Annotated in this window: 14 protein-coding genes; 12 read left to right on the top strand and 2 right to left on the bottom strand. The window is 71.0% G+C overall.

What is annotated here, in order from left to right; all coding sequences use genetic code 11:
* Positions 1-31 precede the first annotated feature (31 nt).
* Positions 32-1,231: a signal recognition particle-docking protein FtsY gene (gene ftsY, locus ACFYZJ_RS21935; protein WP_388570566.1), complete on the top strand. Its 1,200-nt coding sequence runs from the start codon at positions 32-34 to the stop codon at positions 1,229-1,231.
* A gap of 136 nt (positions 1,232-1,367) precedes the next feature.
* Here the strand turns inward: ftsY and ACFYZJ_RS21930 are convergent, their stop codons facing one another.
* Positions 1,368-2,030 (bottom strand): bifunctional DNA primase/polymerase, encoded by a 663-nt coding sequence (locus ACFYZJ_RS21930; protein WP_388570564.1) that lies wholly within the window; start codon positions 2,028-2,030, stop codon positions 1,368-1,370.
* A 448-nt stretch (positions 2,031-2,478) separates the two neighbouring features.
* Between ACFYZJ_RS21930 and ACFYZJ_RS21925 the strand changes: the two genes are divergently transcribed.
* From ACFYZJ_RS21925 to ffh, 5 genes are all read left to right on the top strand, one after another.
* Positions 2,479-3,957, top strand: a complete 1,479-nt coding sequence (locus tag ACFYZJ_RS21925; protein ID WP_388570562.1) for a hypothetical protein — start codon at positions 2,479-2,481, stop codon at positions 3,955-3,957.
* 451 nt (positions 3,958-4,408) lie between these two features.
* Positions 4,409-5,749, top strand: coding sequence for an ammonium transporter (locus ACFYZJ_RS21920; protein ID WP_388570560.1), 1,341 nt, complete (start codon positions 4,409-4,411; stop codon positions 5,747-5,749).
* Positions 5,746-6,084, top strand: coding sequence for a P-II family nitrogen regulator (locus tag ACFYZJ_RS21915; protein ID WP_103839971.1), 339 nt, complete (start codon positions 5,746-5,748; stop codon positions 6,082-6,084). The genes ACFYZJ_RS21920 and ACFYZJ_RS21915 overlap by 4 nt, the downstream gene beginning before the upstream one ends.
* 27 nt (positions 6,085-6,111) lie before the next feature.
* Positions 6,112-8,556, top strand: a complete 2,445-nt coding sequence (locus ACFYZJ_RS21910; protein ID WP_388570558.1) for a [protein-PII] uridylyltransferase — start codon at positions 6,112-6,114, stop codon at positions 8,554-8,556.
* An 88-nt stretch (positions 8,557-8,644) separates the two neighbouring features.
* Positions 8,645-10,195: a signal recognition particle protein gene (gene ffh, locus ACFYZJ_RS21905; protein WP_388570556.1), complete on the top strand. Its 1,551-nt coding sequence runs from the start codon at positions 8,645-8,647 to the stop codon at positions 10,193-10,195.
* 63 nt (positions 10,196-10,258) lie between these two features.
* Here ffh and ACFYZJ_RS21900 read toward each other — a convergent pair whose 3' ends face one another.
* Positions 10,259-11,119 (bottom strand): SAM-dependent methyltransferase, encoded by an 861-nt coding sequence (locus ACFYZJ_RS21900; RefSeq protein WP_388570554.1) that lies wholly within the window; start codon positions 11,117-11,119, stop codon positions 10,259-10,261.
* Positions 11,120-11,790: 671 nt separating this feature from the next.
* Here ACFYZJ_RS21900 and ACFYZJ_RS21895 point away from each other — a divergent pair.
* From ACFYZJ_RS21895 to rplS, 6 genes are all read left to right on the top strand, one after another.
* Positions 11,791-12,387 carry a hypothetical protein gene (locus tag ACFYZJ_RS21895; RefSeq protein ID WP_200422616.1) on the top strand — a complete coding sequence of 199 codons (597 nt, stop codon included), beginning with the start codon at positions 11,791-11,793 and terminating at the stop codon, positions 12,385-12,387.
* A 304-nt stretch (positions 12,388-12,691) separates the two neighbouring features.
* Positions 12,692-13,120, top strand: coding sequence for a 30S ribosomal protein S16 (rpsP, locus tag ACFYZJ_RS21890; RefSeq protein ID WP_103839965.1), 429 nt, complete (start codon positions 12,692-12,694; stop codon positions 13,118-13,120).
* A 2-nt stretch (positions 13,121-13,122) separates the two neighbouring features.
* Positions 13,123-13,362 carry an RNA-binding protein gene (locus ACFYZJ_RS21885; protein WP_007384965.1) on the top strand — a complete coding sequence of 80 codons (240 nt, stop codon included), beginning with the start codon at positions 13,123-13,125 and terminating at the stop codon, positions 13,360-13,362.
* 81 nt (positions 13,363-13,443) lie between these two features.
* A complete protein-coding gene (rimM, locus tag ACFYZJ_RS21880; protein ID WP_388570552.1) occupies positions 13,444-13,989 on the top strand; it encodes a ribosome maturation factor RimM in 546 nt (181 codons plus the stop codon).
* Positions 13,986-14,819, top strand: coding sequence for a tRNA (guanosine(37)-N1)-methyltransferase TrmD (gene trmD / locus ACFYZJ_RS21875; protein WP_388570550.1), 834 nt, complete (start codon positions 13,986-13,988; stop codon positions 14,817-14,819). Before rimM ends, trmD begins: the two co-directional genes overlap by 4 nt.
* 137 nt (positions 14,820-14,956) lie before the next feature.
* The gene (gene rplS / locus ACFYZJ_RS21870; RefSeq protein ID WP_388570548.1) at positions 14,957-15,307 is read left to right on the top strand and encodes a 50S ribosomal protein L19; all 351 of its coding nucleotides are present in this window, start codon (positions 14,957-14,959) and stop codon (positions 15,305-15,307) included.
* The last annotated feature ends 40 nt before the right edge of the window (positions 15,308-15,347 follow it).

The following is a 15,347-nucleotide window of genomic DNA, read 5'->3' as shown; positions in this document are numbered from 1 at the left end:
GCGGTGCCCGGTCGCGCATACTGGACGCGTTATGGAAACCGTCATCCTTGCTGTAGTCATCGCCGTGGTCGTGCTCGGCGCGCTCGGCGGGCTCATCGTCGGCAGCCGGCGCCGCAGGCCGCTGCCCCCGGCGCCCCCCGAGACGCCCGACATCACCGCCCCTCCGGCCGAGCCGCACGTCGGCGAAGAGGCCGAGACGCCGCGCGACGAGGAGCGCCGGACGATAGAGGAGGTGGACCTTCCGGGCGGGACTCCCGTCGCCGTCGAGGAGCCGCCCGTCGTCGAAGCGCCCCCGATCGAGATCCCCGAGCCCACCGCCGGCCGTCTCGTCCGTCTGCGCGCCCGTCTGTCCCGCTCGCAGAACGCGCTCGGCAAGGGGCTCCTCACCCTCCTGTCCCGCGAGCACCTCGACGAGGAGACCTGGGAGGAGATCGAGGACACGCTGCTCACCGCCGACGTCGGCGTGCAGCCCACCCAGGAGCTGGTCGAGCGGCTGCGCGAGCGTGTGAAGGTGCTCGGCACCCGCACCCCCGAAGAGCTGCGCGGCCTGCTGCGCGAGGAGCTGCTCACACTGGTCGGCCCCGACATGGACCGCACCGTGCGCACCGAGCCCGAGAGCAGCAAGCCCGGCATCGTGATGGTCGTCGGCGTCAACGGCACCGGCAAGACCACCACCACCGGCAAGCTGGCCCGGGTCCTGGTGGCCGACGGCCGCACCGTCGTCCTCGGCGCCGCCGACACCTTCCGCGCCGCCGCCGCCGACCAGCTGCAGACCTGGGGCGAGCGGGTCGGCGCCTACACCGTGCGCGGGCCGGAGGGCGGCGACCCCGCCTCCGTCGCCTTCGACGCGGTGAAGGAAGGCAAGGAGATGGGCTGCGACGTCGTGCTCATCGACACCGCCGGCCGCCTGCACACCAAGACCGGCCTCATGGATGAGCTGGGCAAGGTCAAGCGCGTCGTGGAGAAGCACGCCCCGCTCGACGAGGTGCTGCTCGTCCTGGACGCCACGACCGGGCAGAACGGTCTCATCCAGGCCCGTGTCTTCGCCGAGGTCGTGGACATCACCGGCATCGTGCTGACCAAGCTCGACGGCACGGCCAAGGGCGGCATCGTGGTGGCGGTCCAGCGGGAGCTGGGCGTACCGGTGAAGCTGGTCGGCCTCGGCGAGGGTGCCGACGACCTGGCGCCGTTCGAGCCGGAAGCGTTCGTGGATGCGCTTATCGGGGACTGAGCGCGCAGACGCACGCGGCCTGTGCGTGACCGTACGGAGGAGGGGCCCCGTTCCATGGTGCAGCTGGAATGGGGCCCCTCCGTATCGGTGGACCCAGCCCTTCGGTGAGCTGCAGGGCGTGTTGCGGAAGTCTCCTTCAGGCGCGTGAGCGATGCGCCACGTACGCCAGCGTGCCGATCAGCAGGCGCGCCGCCGGGGGTCTCGTCGCCGAGTCCAGGGCAGGGGAGCGGAGCCAGCGGACCGGGCCGCGGCCGCCGCGGTCCGAGGGCGGGGCCGTGATGTACGCGCCGGGGCCCAGGGCGTGCAGATCGAGGGCGGTGTCGTCCCATGCCATGCGATACAGCAGCTCGGGCAGCTCGGCTGCGGACCCGGGGGCGACGAAGAAGTGCGCGCGGCCCTCCGGGGTCGCCGTCACCGGGCCGAGCGGCAGACCCATGCGCTCCAGCCGGACCAGGGCGCGCCGCCCCGCGGCCTCGGCGACCTCGATCACGTCGAACGCCCGGCCGACCGGCAGCATCACCGCGGCGCCCGGCACCTCGGCCCAGGTCTCGGTCACCTCGTCGAGCGTCGCGCCGGCGCGCACGACGGGTGCGAAGTCCAGCGGGTGCGCGCCGGGCGCGCCACAGTCCGCCTTCCCGCAGGAGCACTGCCCGGCGACCGCCCGTGCGCCGGGCACCACGTCCCAGCCCCACAGCCCGGAGTACTCGGCCACGGCCGTGCACTCCGACGAGCGGCCCCGGCGCCGCGCACCGGGGCGGATGTCGCGGATGCCCCGCGTGCCGCCGATCGTGAAGCCCATGCCCCCTCCAACGGGTCCAGCGCGCCGGTGGTTACGCCACGGAAGCGCAACGTGACTCTGCGTTCCCATCCGTGGGTCGTCTCCACGGGGCCCCGGGCAGCGCCCGGTTGCATCCCGGGGTGGTGTGCGGTCAGTGCGCGCCGGTGAGTGCACGCGTCCATCCGCTTCCGGCAGTCATGTGTCAAGTGAATCGTGCGGGGCCCGCCCTTGGTTCATTCGAAGGGGTGGCGAATGGTGGCGTTTCTGTGTACGCCATGGCTGGACGGGTGATCGTAGGACTACTTTGAGTGCACGGCTCCTGGGAACGTATGCGCTCGTGGGTATGCCGGAGGCAAGTCGGTTCCCGCCCGACGGGTGAGAACCGCCGGACGCGGGACCGTCTGCACCGGCATTCTGGTAGTGCTTGGCGCGCACAGCGACAAGTGGTCTGAGGGATGGGGGCGTTCCAGTGGGCGGCAGTGACGGAAGCGGGACGAACGCTGACAAGCGCCCCAATGAGCTGCTCACCTCGTGGTTCGTGCGCAGCGGCTGGTCGAAGGGCGAGCTGGCGCGTCAAGTGAACCGCAGGGCACGCCAGTTGGGGGCGAACCACATCTCCACGGACACCTCACGGGTGCGCCGCTGGCTCGACGGGGAGAACCCGCGCGAGCCGATCCCGCGGATCCTGTCGGAACTGTTCTCCGAGCGCTTCGGCTGCGTCGTCGCCGTCGAGGACCTCGGACTGCGCCCCGCCCACCAGTCACCCTCCGTGTCCGGGATCGACCTGCCCTGGACGGGCCCGCAGACCGTGGCCATGATCAGCGAGTTCTCGCGCAGCGACCTGATGCTGGCGCGGCGCGGCTTCCTCGGGACCTCGCTGGCCCTGTCCGCGGGTCCGTCCCTCATCGAGCCCGTCCAGCGCTGGCTGGTGCCGAGCCCCGCCTCCCCCCGCGAGGAACCCCGGTCCTCCCCGCCGTCAGGGCGCTCCCGCGGCCGGCTCTCCCAGCCCGAGCTGGACCTGCTCGAGGCCACCACCGTGATGTTCCGCAAGTGGGACGCCCAGTGCGGTGGCGGACTGCGCCGCAAGGCGGTCGTCGGCCAGCTGCACGAGGTGACCGACCTGCTGCAGGAACCGCAGCCCGAGGCCACCGCCAAGCGCCTGTTCAAGGTCGCCGCCGAGCTGGCCGAACTGGCCGGCTGGATGAGCTACGACGTCGGACTGCAGCCCACCGCCCAGAAGTACTTCGTGCTCGCCCTGCACGCCGCCAAGGAGGCGGGCGACAAGCCGCTCGGCTCGTACGTCCTCTCCAGCATGAGCCGCCAGATGATCCACCTGGGCCGTCCGGAGGATGCCCTGGAGCTCATCCACCTCGCCCAGTACGGCAGCCGCGACTGCGCGAGCCCGCGCACCCAGGCGATGCTGTATGCGATGGAGGCCCGCGCCTACGCCAACATGGGGCAGCCCGGCAGGTGCAAGCGTGCCGTCCGGATGGCCGAGGACACCTTCGCCGACGCCGAGGACTGGGACGAGCCCGATCCGGACTGGATCCGCTTCTTCTCCGAGGCCGAGCTGTACGCGGAGAACTCCCACTCCTTCCGGGACCTCGCCTATGTCGCGGGCCGCAGCCCCACCTACGCCTCCCTGGCCGAGCCCTTGATGCGGAAGGCCGTCGACCGGTTCGCCGAGGACAGCGAGCACCAGCGGTCGTACGCGCTCAACCTGATCGGCATGGCCACCGTGCATCTCCTCCAGCGCGAACCCGAGCAGAGCGCGGTGCTCACCAGGCGGGCCCTGGAGGTCGCCAAAAAGGTGCGCTCGGAACGTGTCAACACTCGTATTCGAAAAACCGTCGACACGGCTGTACGCGATTTCGGTGATCTCACGGAGATCGTCGAACTCACCGACCACCTCGCCACCCACCTGCCCGAGACCGCCGAAGCGGTGTGACCTTCTCAGGCCCAAGGGGCCCGCGCCCACCCGGGCCCCAAGAACTCCGGCCGCGGCCGCCATCCCGAACCGCCCGACTCGGCTCCCCCCATGCCAGGTCATCGGATGGCCACCGCGGCCGGGCTTTTTTGCGCCTGAGCCGGCGCCGCTCTCGCGGAGGTGGTTGCTCGCCGTGGGGATTGATCAATTGATGGTTGCTGCGTGATTCGGCCGGTGGTCGTGCCGCCCGCCATCGAACGTTGCGCCACGATAACGATCAGCGCGGCCGGCATCCGGCAGTTCATCAACGCGTAACACGCCGGGCGCCTTCGTCACTGCGGTGAAACATCGAGGGGCTTCGACCGAAACGGCGCTGCGTCAATCTCGTGGCCCATAACCCCCACGCCTTCATGACCGGACCGCTCTCCGGCTTCGCCCGCACGGGGCCGTACCAACCGACGAGGAGACGCCGATGGCACCAGCCGCCATCACGCTTGCGGCGGACGCACCCAAGCTGTCGTCCGCCAACACAGGTTTCATGCTCATCGCTTCCGCCCTGGTGCTGATCATGACCCCGGGCCTGGCCTTCTTCTACGGAGGCATGGTCCGCGTCAAGAGCACCCTGAACATGCTGATGATGAGCTTCATCAGCATGGGCATCATCACCATTCTGTGGGTGCTCTACGGCTTCTCCCTCGCCTTCGGTACGAACAACAGCTTCATCGGCTGGGACTCCGACTGGTTCGGCCTCCACAAGATCGGTCTGACGGAGCTCTGGCCCGGCTACACGATCCCGATCTTCGTGTTCATGGTCTTCCAGATGATGTTCGCGATCATCACGCCGGCCCTGATAAGCGGCGCCCTCGCGGACCGTGTGAAGTTCTCGGCCTGGTCGCTGTTCATCGCGCTGTGGCTCACGGTCGTCTATGTCCCGGTCGCCCACTGGGTCTGGGGTTCCGACGGCTGGGCCTTCAAGCTCGGTGTGATCGACTTCGCGGGTGGTACGGCGGTCCACATCAACGCCGGTGCGGCGGCGCTCGGCGTGATCCTCGTCATCGGCAAGCGCGTCGGCTTCAAGAGGGACCCGATGCGTCCGCACAGCCTTCCGCTGGTCATGCTCGGCGCGGGTCTGCTGTGGTTCGGCTGGTTCGGCTTCAACGCGGGCTCCTGGCTCGGCAACGACGACGGCGTCGGCGCGCTGATGTTCGTCAACACGCAGGTCGCCACCGGTGCCGCCATGCTGGCCTGGCTCGCCTACGAGAAGATCCGCCACGGCGCGTTCACCACGCTGGGAGCCGCCTCCGGCGCGGTCGCCGGTCTGGTCGCGATCACCCCGTCCGGTGGTGCGGTCTCGCCGCTCGGCGCGATCGCCGTCGGCGCCATCGCCGGTGTCGCCTGCGCCGCGGCCGTGGGCCTGAAGTTCAAGTTCGGCTACGACGACTCCCTCGACGTCGTCGGCGTCCACATGGTCGGCGGCATCATCGGCTCCCTGCTGATCGGCTTCTTCGCCACCGGCAAGGGCCAGTCCACCGCCACGGGCGTCTTCTACGGGGACCACAGCTTCACCCAGCTGTGGAAGCAGTGCGCCGGTGTCGGCGCGGTCCTCGCCTACTCCCTGGTCGTCTCCGCGGTCCTCGCCTTCCTGCTCGACAAGACGATCGGCATGCGGGTCACCGAGGACGAGGAGGTCTCGGGCATCGACCAGGCCGAGCACGCGGAGACCGCATACGACTTCAGCGGCGCGGGCGGCGGTGTCATCGGAACCGTCGCCTCCGCCCTGGCCGCCACGGAGACCAGGAAGGTGGACGCATGAGGCTCATCACCGCCGTCGTCAAGCCGCACCGGCTCGACGAGATCAAGGAGGCCCTGCAGGCCTTCGGGGTCCACGGACTGACGGTCACGGAAGCGAGCGGCTACGGTCGGCAGCGGGGACACACCGAGGTCTACCGCGGCGCCGAGTACACGGTCGACCTGGTGCCCAAGATCCGTATCGAGGTGCTGGCCGAGGACGACGACGCCGAACAGCTCATCGAAGTCATCGTGAAGGCCGCCCGCACCGGCAAGATCGGTGACGGCAAGGTCTGGTCCATCCCGGTCGAGACGGCCGTCCGGGTCCGGACCGGCGAGCGCGGACCCGACGCGCTGTAGGACACGCAACGGAACAGGAGTCGCTGGGTGACGAGTACGGACGTACGTACGGAAGCAGAGGGCTCGGGACCCAGCGGCTACGCGGCGGCCCGGCTGCACCTCCTCACGCAGGGGGAGCAGTCCGGGCCGCCGCGCCGTGCCGCCCTGTCCGATCTGACGGACAACTGGCTCGCGGAGCTGTTCACCGCGGGTGCCGAGCAACTGCGCGGCGTGTCCCTGGTCGCCGTCGGCGGGTACGGCCGCGGCGAGCTGTCCCCGCGCAGCGACCTGGACCTGCTCCTGCTGCACGACGGCAGCGACAGCAAGGCGGTCGCCGCCCTCGCCGACCGCATCTGGTACCCCGTGTGGGACCTCGGCCTCGCCCTCGACCATTCCGTGCGCACCCCGGCGGAGGCCCGCAAAACCGCTGCCGAGGACCTCAAGGTGCAGCTCGGCCTGCTGGACGCCCGGCACCTGGCCGGCGATCTCGGGCTCACCGCGGGCCTGAGGACCGCCGTGCTGGCCGACTGGCGCAACCAGGCGCCGAAACGTCTCCCCGAACTGCAGGAGCTGTGCGCCGAGCGCGCCGAGCGGCAGGGCGAGCTGCAGTACCTGCTGGAACCGGACCTCAAGGAGGCCAGGGGCGGGCTGCGCGACGCCACGGCCCTGCGGGCGGTCGCCGCCTCCTGGCTCGCGGACGCCCCGCGCGAGGGACTGGCCGACGCCCGGCGCAGGCTCCTCGACGTGCGCGACGCGCTGCATCTGACCACCGGGCGCGCCACCGACCGGCTGGCACTTCAGGAGCAGGACCAGGTCGCCACCGAGCTGGGCCTGCTGGACGCCGACACGCTGCTGCGGCAGGTGTACGAGGCGGCGCGCGTCATTTCGTACGCCAGCGATGTGACGTGGCGCGAAGTGGGGCGTGTGCTGCGGTCGCGCGCCGTGCGGCCGAGGTTGCGGGCCATGCTGGGCGGCGGCAAGCCGGTCACCGAGCGGTCCCCCCTCGCCGAGGGCGTGGTGGAGCAGGACGGCGAAGTCGTCCTCGCGCGCGCCGCGCGCCCCGAACGTGACCCCGTGCTCCCGCTGCGCGCCGCCGCTGCCGCCGCCCAGGCCGGCCTCCCGCTCTCCCTGCACGCCGTACGGCGCATGGCGGGCTCCGTGCGCCCCCTGCCCACGCCGTGGCCCGCCGAGGCGCGCGAACAGCTCGTCACCCTGCTGGGCTCCGGCCGTCCCACCGTCGAGGTCTGGGAGGCCCTGGAGGCCGAGGGCCTGATCACCCGACTGCTGCCCGACTGGGAGCGGGTGCGCTGCCGCCCGCAACGCAACGCCGTGCACCTGTGGACCGTCGACCGGCACCTGATCGAGACGGCCGTGCGCGCCTCCGAGCTGACCCGCCGTGTGGGCCGCCCCGACCTCCTCCTGGTCGCCGCGCTCCTGCACGACATCGGCAAGGGCTGGCCCGGCGACCACTCCCTCGCCGGCGAGATCATCGCGCGCGACGTGGCCGGCCGCATCGGCTTCGACCGCGACGACGTCGCGGTCCTCGCCACCCTCGTACGCCACCACCTGCTCCTCGTCGAGACCGCGACCCGGCGCGACCTGGAGGACCCGGCCACCGTCCGCTCGGTCGCCGAGGCCGTCGGCTCGCAGAGCACGCTGGAGCTGCTGCACGCCCTCACCGAGGCCGACGCGCTCGCCACCGGACCCGCGGCCTGGTCGACCTGGCGCAGCGCGCTCGTGACCGACCTGGTCAAACGCGTCTGCGCGGTGCTCGCCGGCGACGAGCCCGCCGACCCGGAGGCCGCCACGCCCACCGCCGAACAGGAACGGCTCGCCGTCGAGGCCCACCGCACCGGCGGCCCCGTCCTCTCCCTGCGCGCCCAGACCGAGCCGCCCGCCGAGGAACCCTCCGGCGAACCGGAACCCCTCGGCGTGGAACTCCTCATCGCCGTACCCGACCAGCCCGGGGTGCTGCCCGCCGTGTCCGGCGTGCTCGCCATGCACCGCCTCACCGTCCGCACCGCCGAGCTGCGCGCCCTGGACCTGCCGGACGGCATGGACGGCTCGGTGCTGCTGCTCGACTGGCGGGTCGCGGCGGAGTACGGCTCCCTGCCCCAGGCCGCCCGGCTGCGCGCCGACCTCGTACGGGCCCTGGACGGCTCCCTGGACATCTCCTCCCGCCTGGCGGAGCGCGACGCGGCCTACCCGCGCCGCCGGGGCGTGGTGCCCCCGCCGCCGCGCGTGACGGTCGCCCCCGCGGCCTCCCACCACGCGACGGTGATCGAGGTCCGGGCCCAGGACGCCCCGGGGCTGCTGTTCCGGATCGGGCGGGCCCTGGAGAAGGCGGGGGTGCGGGTGCGCAGCGCTCACGTCTCCACGCTGGGCGCCAATGCCGTGGACGCCTTCTATGTGACGACGGCCACGGGAGCGCCGTTGCCGGGGGAGGAGGCGGTGTCGGTGGCACGGGCACTGGAGGAGGCGCTGCGGGGGTGACCCCGACGGGCGGGGACGTTTTCCCCGTGAGGCCCGATACCCTGGAGGGCAGCCCAAGACGACCCCGACCCCGAGGACCGACGCCGCCGTGTTCGACACCCTCTCCGACCGCCTCAGCGCGACTTTCAAAAGCCTCCGCGGGAAAGGCAGGCTCTCCGAGGCGGACATCGACGCCACGGCGCGCGAAATCCGCATCGCGCTCCTCGAGGCCGACGTGGCCCTGCCCGTGGTCCGCACCTTCATCAAGAACGTCAAGGAGCGCGCCCTCGGCGCCGAGGTCTCCCGGGCGCTGAACCCCGCCCAGCAGGTCCTCAAGATCGTCAACGACGAGCTGGTCACCATCCTCGGCGGCGAGACCCGCCGTCTCCGCTTCGCCAAGCAGCCCCCGACCGTGATCATGCTCGCGGGTCTGCAGGGTGCCGGTAAGACCACCCTCGCGGGCAAGCTCGGCAAGTGGCTCAAGGAGCAGGGCCACTCCCCGCTCCTGGTCGCCGCCGACCTCCAGCGCCCGAACGCGGTCAACCAGCTCAGCGTCGTCGCCGACCGCGCCGGCGTCGCCGTCTACGCGCCGGAGCCGGGCAACGGCGTCGGCGACCCGGTCAAGGTCGCCAAGGACTCCATCGACTTCGCCAGGCAGAAGCTCCACGACATCGTGATCGTGGACACCGCGGGCCGCCTCGGCATCGACCAGGAGATGATGCAGCAGGCCGCGGACATCCGGGACGCGGTCTCCCCGGACGAGATCCTGTTCGTCGTCGACGCCATGATCGGTCAGGACGCCGTGAACACCGCGGAGGCCTTCCGTGACGGCGTCGGCTTCGACGGTGTGGTGCTGTCCAAGCTCGACGGTGACGCCCGTGGTGGTGCGGCCCTGTCGATCCGCCAGATCACCGGCAAGCCGATCATGTTCGCGTCGAACGGCGAGAAGCTCGAGGACTTCGACGCCTTCCACCCGGACCGGATGGCCTCCCGCATCCTCGACATGGGTGACCTGCTCACCCTGATCGAGCAGGCGGAGAAGACGTTCAGCCAGGAAGAGGCCGAGAAGATGGCCTCCAAGCTGGCGTCCAAGAAGGGCCAGGACTTCACCCTCGACGACTTCCTGGCCCAGATGGAGCAGGTCAGGAAGATGGGCTCCATCTCCAAGCTGCTCGGGATGCTGCCAGGCATGGGCCAGATCAAGGACCAGATCAACAACATCGACGAGCGCGACGTCGACCGCACCGCCGCGATCATCAAGTCGATGACCCCGGGCGAGCGCCAGGACCCGACGATCATCAACGGCTCGCGCCGCGCCCGCATCGCCAAGGGTTCCGGTGTCGAGGTCAGCGCCGTGAAGAACCTCGTCGAGCGGTTCTTCGAGGCCCGCAAGATGATGTCCCGCATGGCCCAGGGCGGCGGCATGCCCGGCATGCCGGGGATCCCGGGCATGGGCGGCGGCCCCGGCCGCGCCAGGAAGCAGCAGAAGAAGGCCAAGGGCAAGCAGCGCTCCGGCAACCCGATGAAGCGCAAGCAGCAGGAACAGGAGGAGGCCGCCCGCCGCGCCGCCGCGGCGCAGGGCGGCGGCGCCTTCGGCCTGCCGCAGCAGGGCGGTCAGGAATTCGAGCTGCCGGACGAGTTCAAGAAGTTCATGGGCTGACGCACTTCCCCGGATACGACACCGGGGGCGCCCCTCTGCGAAGGGGCGCCCCCGGCGCGTCGTCTAGGGGGTGCGTGCGATCAGGTAGCGGAAGACGTTCGGCATCCACACCGTGCCGTCCGCCCGGCGGTGCGGATGCAGCGCCTCCGTGAGCTCCTTGTCGACCTGCTCCTGGTCCGTCGCGGCGATTGCCGCGTCGAACAACCCCGTCGACAGCATCCCCCGCAGCGCACTGTCCAGGTCGGCGTACCCGAAGGGGCAGGCCACCCGCCCCGATCCGTCCGGCCTGAGCCCGCAGCGCTGCGCGGTCTCCTCCAGGTCGTCGCGTCGCGCCGGCCGCCAACCGGCCCCTCCGCTTTCGGGATCGGCCAGTTTCGCGGCGACACGCAGGACGGACGCGGTGCTGCACCGCTCCGGCGGACCCCACCCGGCGAGCACCACGGGCGCGCCGTGCTCCGTGAACCGCGCCGCCGCCACCAACTGCCGCTCAAGGGTCTCGGCATCACCGGCCGCACAGCCGATCGGCTCGAACGCGGTCACCAGGTTGTACGCCGGCTCATCCGGTGCGGGCGCCGCGTCCCGTGGCGAGCCGTCGACGATCCGGGCACCGGCACACGTACGCGCGCCCCACGGTGCGGTCCCCAGCCGCTCGCGCGCGAGCGCCAGCCGTTCGCACGCCCCGCAGTCCACACCGGTGACCGACGCGCCCCGGGACGCCGCCATCAGCAGCGCCAGTCCCGTACCGCACCCGAGCCCCAGCAGCCGCGTCGCGGACCCCACTTCCAGCCGCTCGTAGACGGCCTCGTAGAGCGGCACCAGCATCCGCTCCTGAATCTCCGCCCAGTCACGCGCGCGTGCACGCCGGTCCACGCGAGGAACCGCGCCCGCGTGGGAGAGGTGCTGCCGCACGGGCGTAGGTGTCATCGAAAGCGCCCCAATCCGCCAAGAGTTGCCGCTGTCTGACGATGCCGTCCCCCGTGACGTGCCCTCGCACTCGGCCCCCGTGACCCCCGTATGGCCTCCGTATGCCAGGAAACTCCGCGCCCGTCGTGGCGTCCAGGGGTCGTGGGGGTACTCGTGTGCGCCGTCCGCGCGCCCCTGGTCCGCCCCGGCGGCCCATGACTCACCGGGCACACAGGGGTTTCCGTGCCATCGCTCCACGGCGAAAGCACCCGTTCCACGCCCGGGACGGAGGGCTTCCGCCTTTGCGTGATGGGCGGGCCCGGGCCGGCCGAACACGCGGTGACCGTACGGTGTCTCGTCGCCGAGGACGGGCCGGTTCCCGGCGCCGACGACGCACCCGGTAACGTCGCCGGCGCGGCGCGCGCTTACTGAGATGGTGGACGGCGGGCCAGGAGCGGCCGAAACGCCTCTTGCGCATCCGCGGACCACATGAACCCCGGCGTGCGGAGTTCTCGTACGCGCCGGACCGTAGAGGTGGCTACGCACCAGCTTGGGATGAGCTGTGAGGCTTCTCCGCAGTTCGGCGCACCCGCCCTCGTCAGGACGCATCAGCGGCAACTGACGGGTACGTGCAAATTATTTGGGATGCCCCGGAATAGGAACACGGGGGCACTCAGGCTCGTTGTCATTACGTGAGCACGACACCACCTGTTCTCGCCGCAGAGCTGGCACAGGCGTGGGCCGACATTCAGCGGTACCACCCCGAGCTGCCCGATCTTGCCGCGCCCGAGTCACTGATCGGAGAGTCGTCGTCCGCCTGCGGGCACGAACTCTCCTTCGAGCGACTGCTCCACGAAGCAGTCCACGGCATCGCCGCCGCGCGCGGAGTGCGCGACACCTCCCGTGCCGGCCGCTACCACAACCGCAGATTCCTCGCGATCGCCGAGGAGCTGGGCCTGGACCACCCCGAGGAGCCGCACCCGAGCAGCGGTTTCTCCCTGGTCACGCTCAACCCCGAGGCGAAGCGACGCTACCGCCCCACGATCGAGCGGCTCCAGCGCGCGCTCAAGGCCCACTCGCAGGCGACGGCCGCCGACACGGCCCGCACGTTCCGGGGCCCGGCCGCCCGCCACGGCTCCTCGGGAGGCGGCGTCCGCGTCAAGGCGGTCTGCGACTGCGGTCGCAACGTCCGCGTGGTCCCCTCGGTCCTGGCCCAGGCCCCGATCGTGTGCGGCGGCTGCGGAAAGCCGTTCCGCATCCCGGAGCCGGTGGGGGCGGCGGCAAGCTGAGCCGACGGCTGCTCGTGGCGGCCGTACCTCGCTTGCGCCCAGGCATCCGTGAGCGCCGGGCGGCGTGACCAACGCCCGGGGGACCCGGCGCCGGATGTCCCTTCGTCATGCCCGCACGCCTGCGGACCGCGCCCCTCGGCCAAAGGGGGCCCGCAGGGTATGGCACAATGGCTAGCTGTACTCGACAGCCGCACAGGACCCCTCTCTCCTCCGGCTGACGCGTCCATCGGGCACTCGGGTACCGCAACCCCACGCGGCCGCTCCGCCGTGCCCAACCACGTCAAATCCAGGAGAACCCACTCCCGTGGCAGTCAAGATCAAGCTGAAGCGTCTGGGCAAGATCCGTTCGCCTCACTACCGCATCGTCGTCGCCGACTCCCGCACCCGCCGTGACGGCCGGGCCATCGAGGAGATCGGCAAGTACCACCCGACGTACAACCCGTCGGTGATCGAGGTCGACGCCGAGCGCGTGGCGTACTGGCTCGGTGTCGGCGCCCAGCCGACCGAGCCCGTGCTCGCCATCCTCAAGAAGACCGGCGACTGGCAGAAGTTCAAGGGCGAGCCCGCCCCGGCGCCGCTGCTGCAGCCGGAGACCAAGGCCGCGCGTCCGTCGTTCGAGGCCATCAGCGGCGAGGACGAGGGCAAGGGCGAGGCGATCACCCAGAAGAAGAAGGCCGAGAAGAAGGACGAGGCCCCGGCCGAGTCCTCTGCGTCTGAGTCGACCGAGGCCTGAGCATGCTCGAGGAGGCTCTCGAGCACCTCGTGAAGGGCATCGTCGACAACCCTGACGATGTGCAGGTGGCCTCGCGCACCCTGCGTCGCGGGCGTGTGCTCGAGGTTCGGGTCCACCCCGACGACCTCGGCAAGGTGATCGGCCGCAACGGTCGCACCGCACGTGCTCTGCGCACCGTCGTGGGCGCCATCGGCGGCCGCGGCGTCCGGGTCGACCTCGTCGACGTGGACCACGTCCGCTGAACCAACGCAGCACCGGCTCGGGCCGGGGAGGGCCACTGGGCCGTCCCCGGCCCGTAGTCGTATGACAGGAGATCAAGCACAGTGCAGCTGGTAGTCGCACGGATCGGCCGCGCCCACGGGGTCAGGGGCGAGGTCACCGTGGAGGTACGTACCGACGAGCCGGAGCTCAGGCTCGCCCCCGGCGCCGTACTGGCCACCGACCCCGCCTCGGCCGGGCCGCTGACCATCGAGACCGGCCGGGTGCACAGCGGCCGCCTGCTCCTGCGCTTCGAGGGCGTGCGGGACCGCAACGCCGCCGAGGCGCTGCGCAACACCCTGCTGATCGCCGAGGTCGACCCCGACGAACTGCCCGAGGGTGAGGACGAGTACTACGACCACCAGCTCATCGACCTGGACGTGGTGACCGAGGACGGCGTCGAGGTCGGCCGTATCACCGAGATCTCCCACCTGCCCACGCAGGACCTGTTCGTGGTCGAGCGCCCCGACGGGACCGAGGTGATGATCCCGTTCGTCCAGGAGATCGTCACGCAGATCGATCTCGAGGAGCAGCGAGCCGTCATCGACCCCCCGCCGGGACTGATCGACGACCGCGCGGAGATCGCCTCGCCGAGGGACGAGGGCGCATGAGACTCGACGTCGTCACGATCTTCCCCGAGTACCTGGAGCCGCTGAACGTCTCCCTCGTCGGCAAGGCACGCGCGCGTGGACAGCTCGACGTCCATGTGCACGACCTGCGCTCGTGGACGTACGACCGGCACAACACCGTCGACGACACGCCGTACGGCGGCGGACCCGGCATGGTCATGAAGACCGAGCCCTGGGGCGACGCCCTGGACGAGATACTCGCCGACGGCTACGAGACCGGCTCCCACGAGCCCGCGCTCATCGTGCCGACCCCCAGCGGCCGCCCCTTCACCCAGAAGCTCGCCGTCGAACTCTCCGAGCGCCCGTGGCTGATCTTCACGCCCGCCCGCTACGAGGGCATCGACCGTCGCGTCGTCGACGAGTACGCCACCCGGATACCGGTGTACGAGGTGTCCATCGGTGACTACGTCCTCGCCGGCGGCGAGGCGGCCGTCCTCGTCGTCACCGAGGCGGTGGCCCGGCTGCTGCCCGGAGTCCTCGGCAACGCCGAGTCCCACCGGGACGACTCCTTCGCGCCCGGCGCGATGGCGAACCTCCTGGAGGGCCCCGTCTACACCAAGCCGCCCGCCTGGCGCGGCCGGAGCATCCCGGAAGTGCTGCTCAGCGGCCACCACGGGAAGATCGCCCGCTGGCGCCGCGACGAGGCCCTGAAGCGCACCACGGCCAACCGGCCCGACCTGATCGAGCGCTGCGACCCCGCCGCCTTCGACAGGAAGGACCGCGAGATGCTCTCCATCCTGGGCTGGGCACCGGACCCCGACGGCAAGCCGTACGGCCGATTTTGGCGCAGGCCGGACGGCGTGGAAGAATAGTGCGCTGTTGTCCGCCGTCCGGCGCGCGCCCCTGCCACAGGGGGATACGACGCCCGCCCCGACGCGGACCACGGCTTACTCACCGAAAACCTACCTACCGTCGATGACCTGTGGCATCGGCGAAGAAAGCAGACGAAATGTCTCACCTGCTCGACTCCGTCGACGCCGCGTCGCTGCGCAGCGACATCCCGGCCTTCCGTCCCGGTGACACCGTCAACGTCCACGTCCGCGTCATCGAGGGCAACCGCTCCCGTGTGCAGCAGTTCAAGGGCGTCGTGATCCGCCGCCAGGGCTCCGGCGTGCGCGAGACCTTCACGGTCCGCAAGGTCTCCTTCTCCGTCGGCGTCGAGCGCACCTTCCCGGTGCACACCCCGATCGTGGAGAAGATCGAGCTCGTCACCAAGGGTGACGTGCGTCGCGCCAAGCTGTACTACCTGCGCGACCTGCGCGGCAAGGCCGCGAAGATCAAGGAGAAGCGCGAGAACTGAGCGCCTGAGGGAGTTCACAAGGGGGCCGGATAGCATCTGC

The sequence above is a fragment of the Streptomyces sp. NPDC001848 genome (assembly GCF_042891915.1).
Classification (GTDB): domain Bacteria; phylum Actinomycetota; class Actinomycetes; order Streptomycetales; family Streptomycetaceae; genus Streptomyces.
The sequence above is the reverse complement of the archived record's forward strand: the minus strand, read 5'-3'. Positions and strand labels throughout refer to the sequence as shown.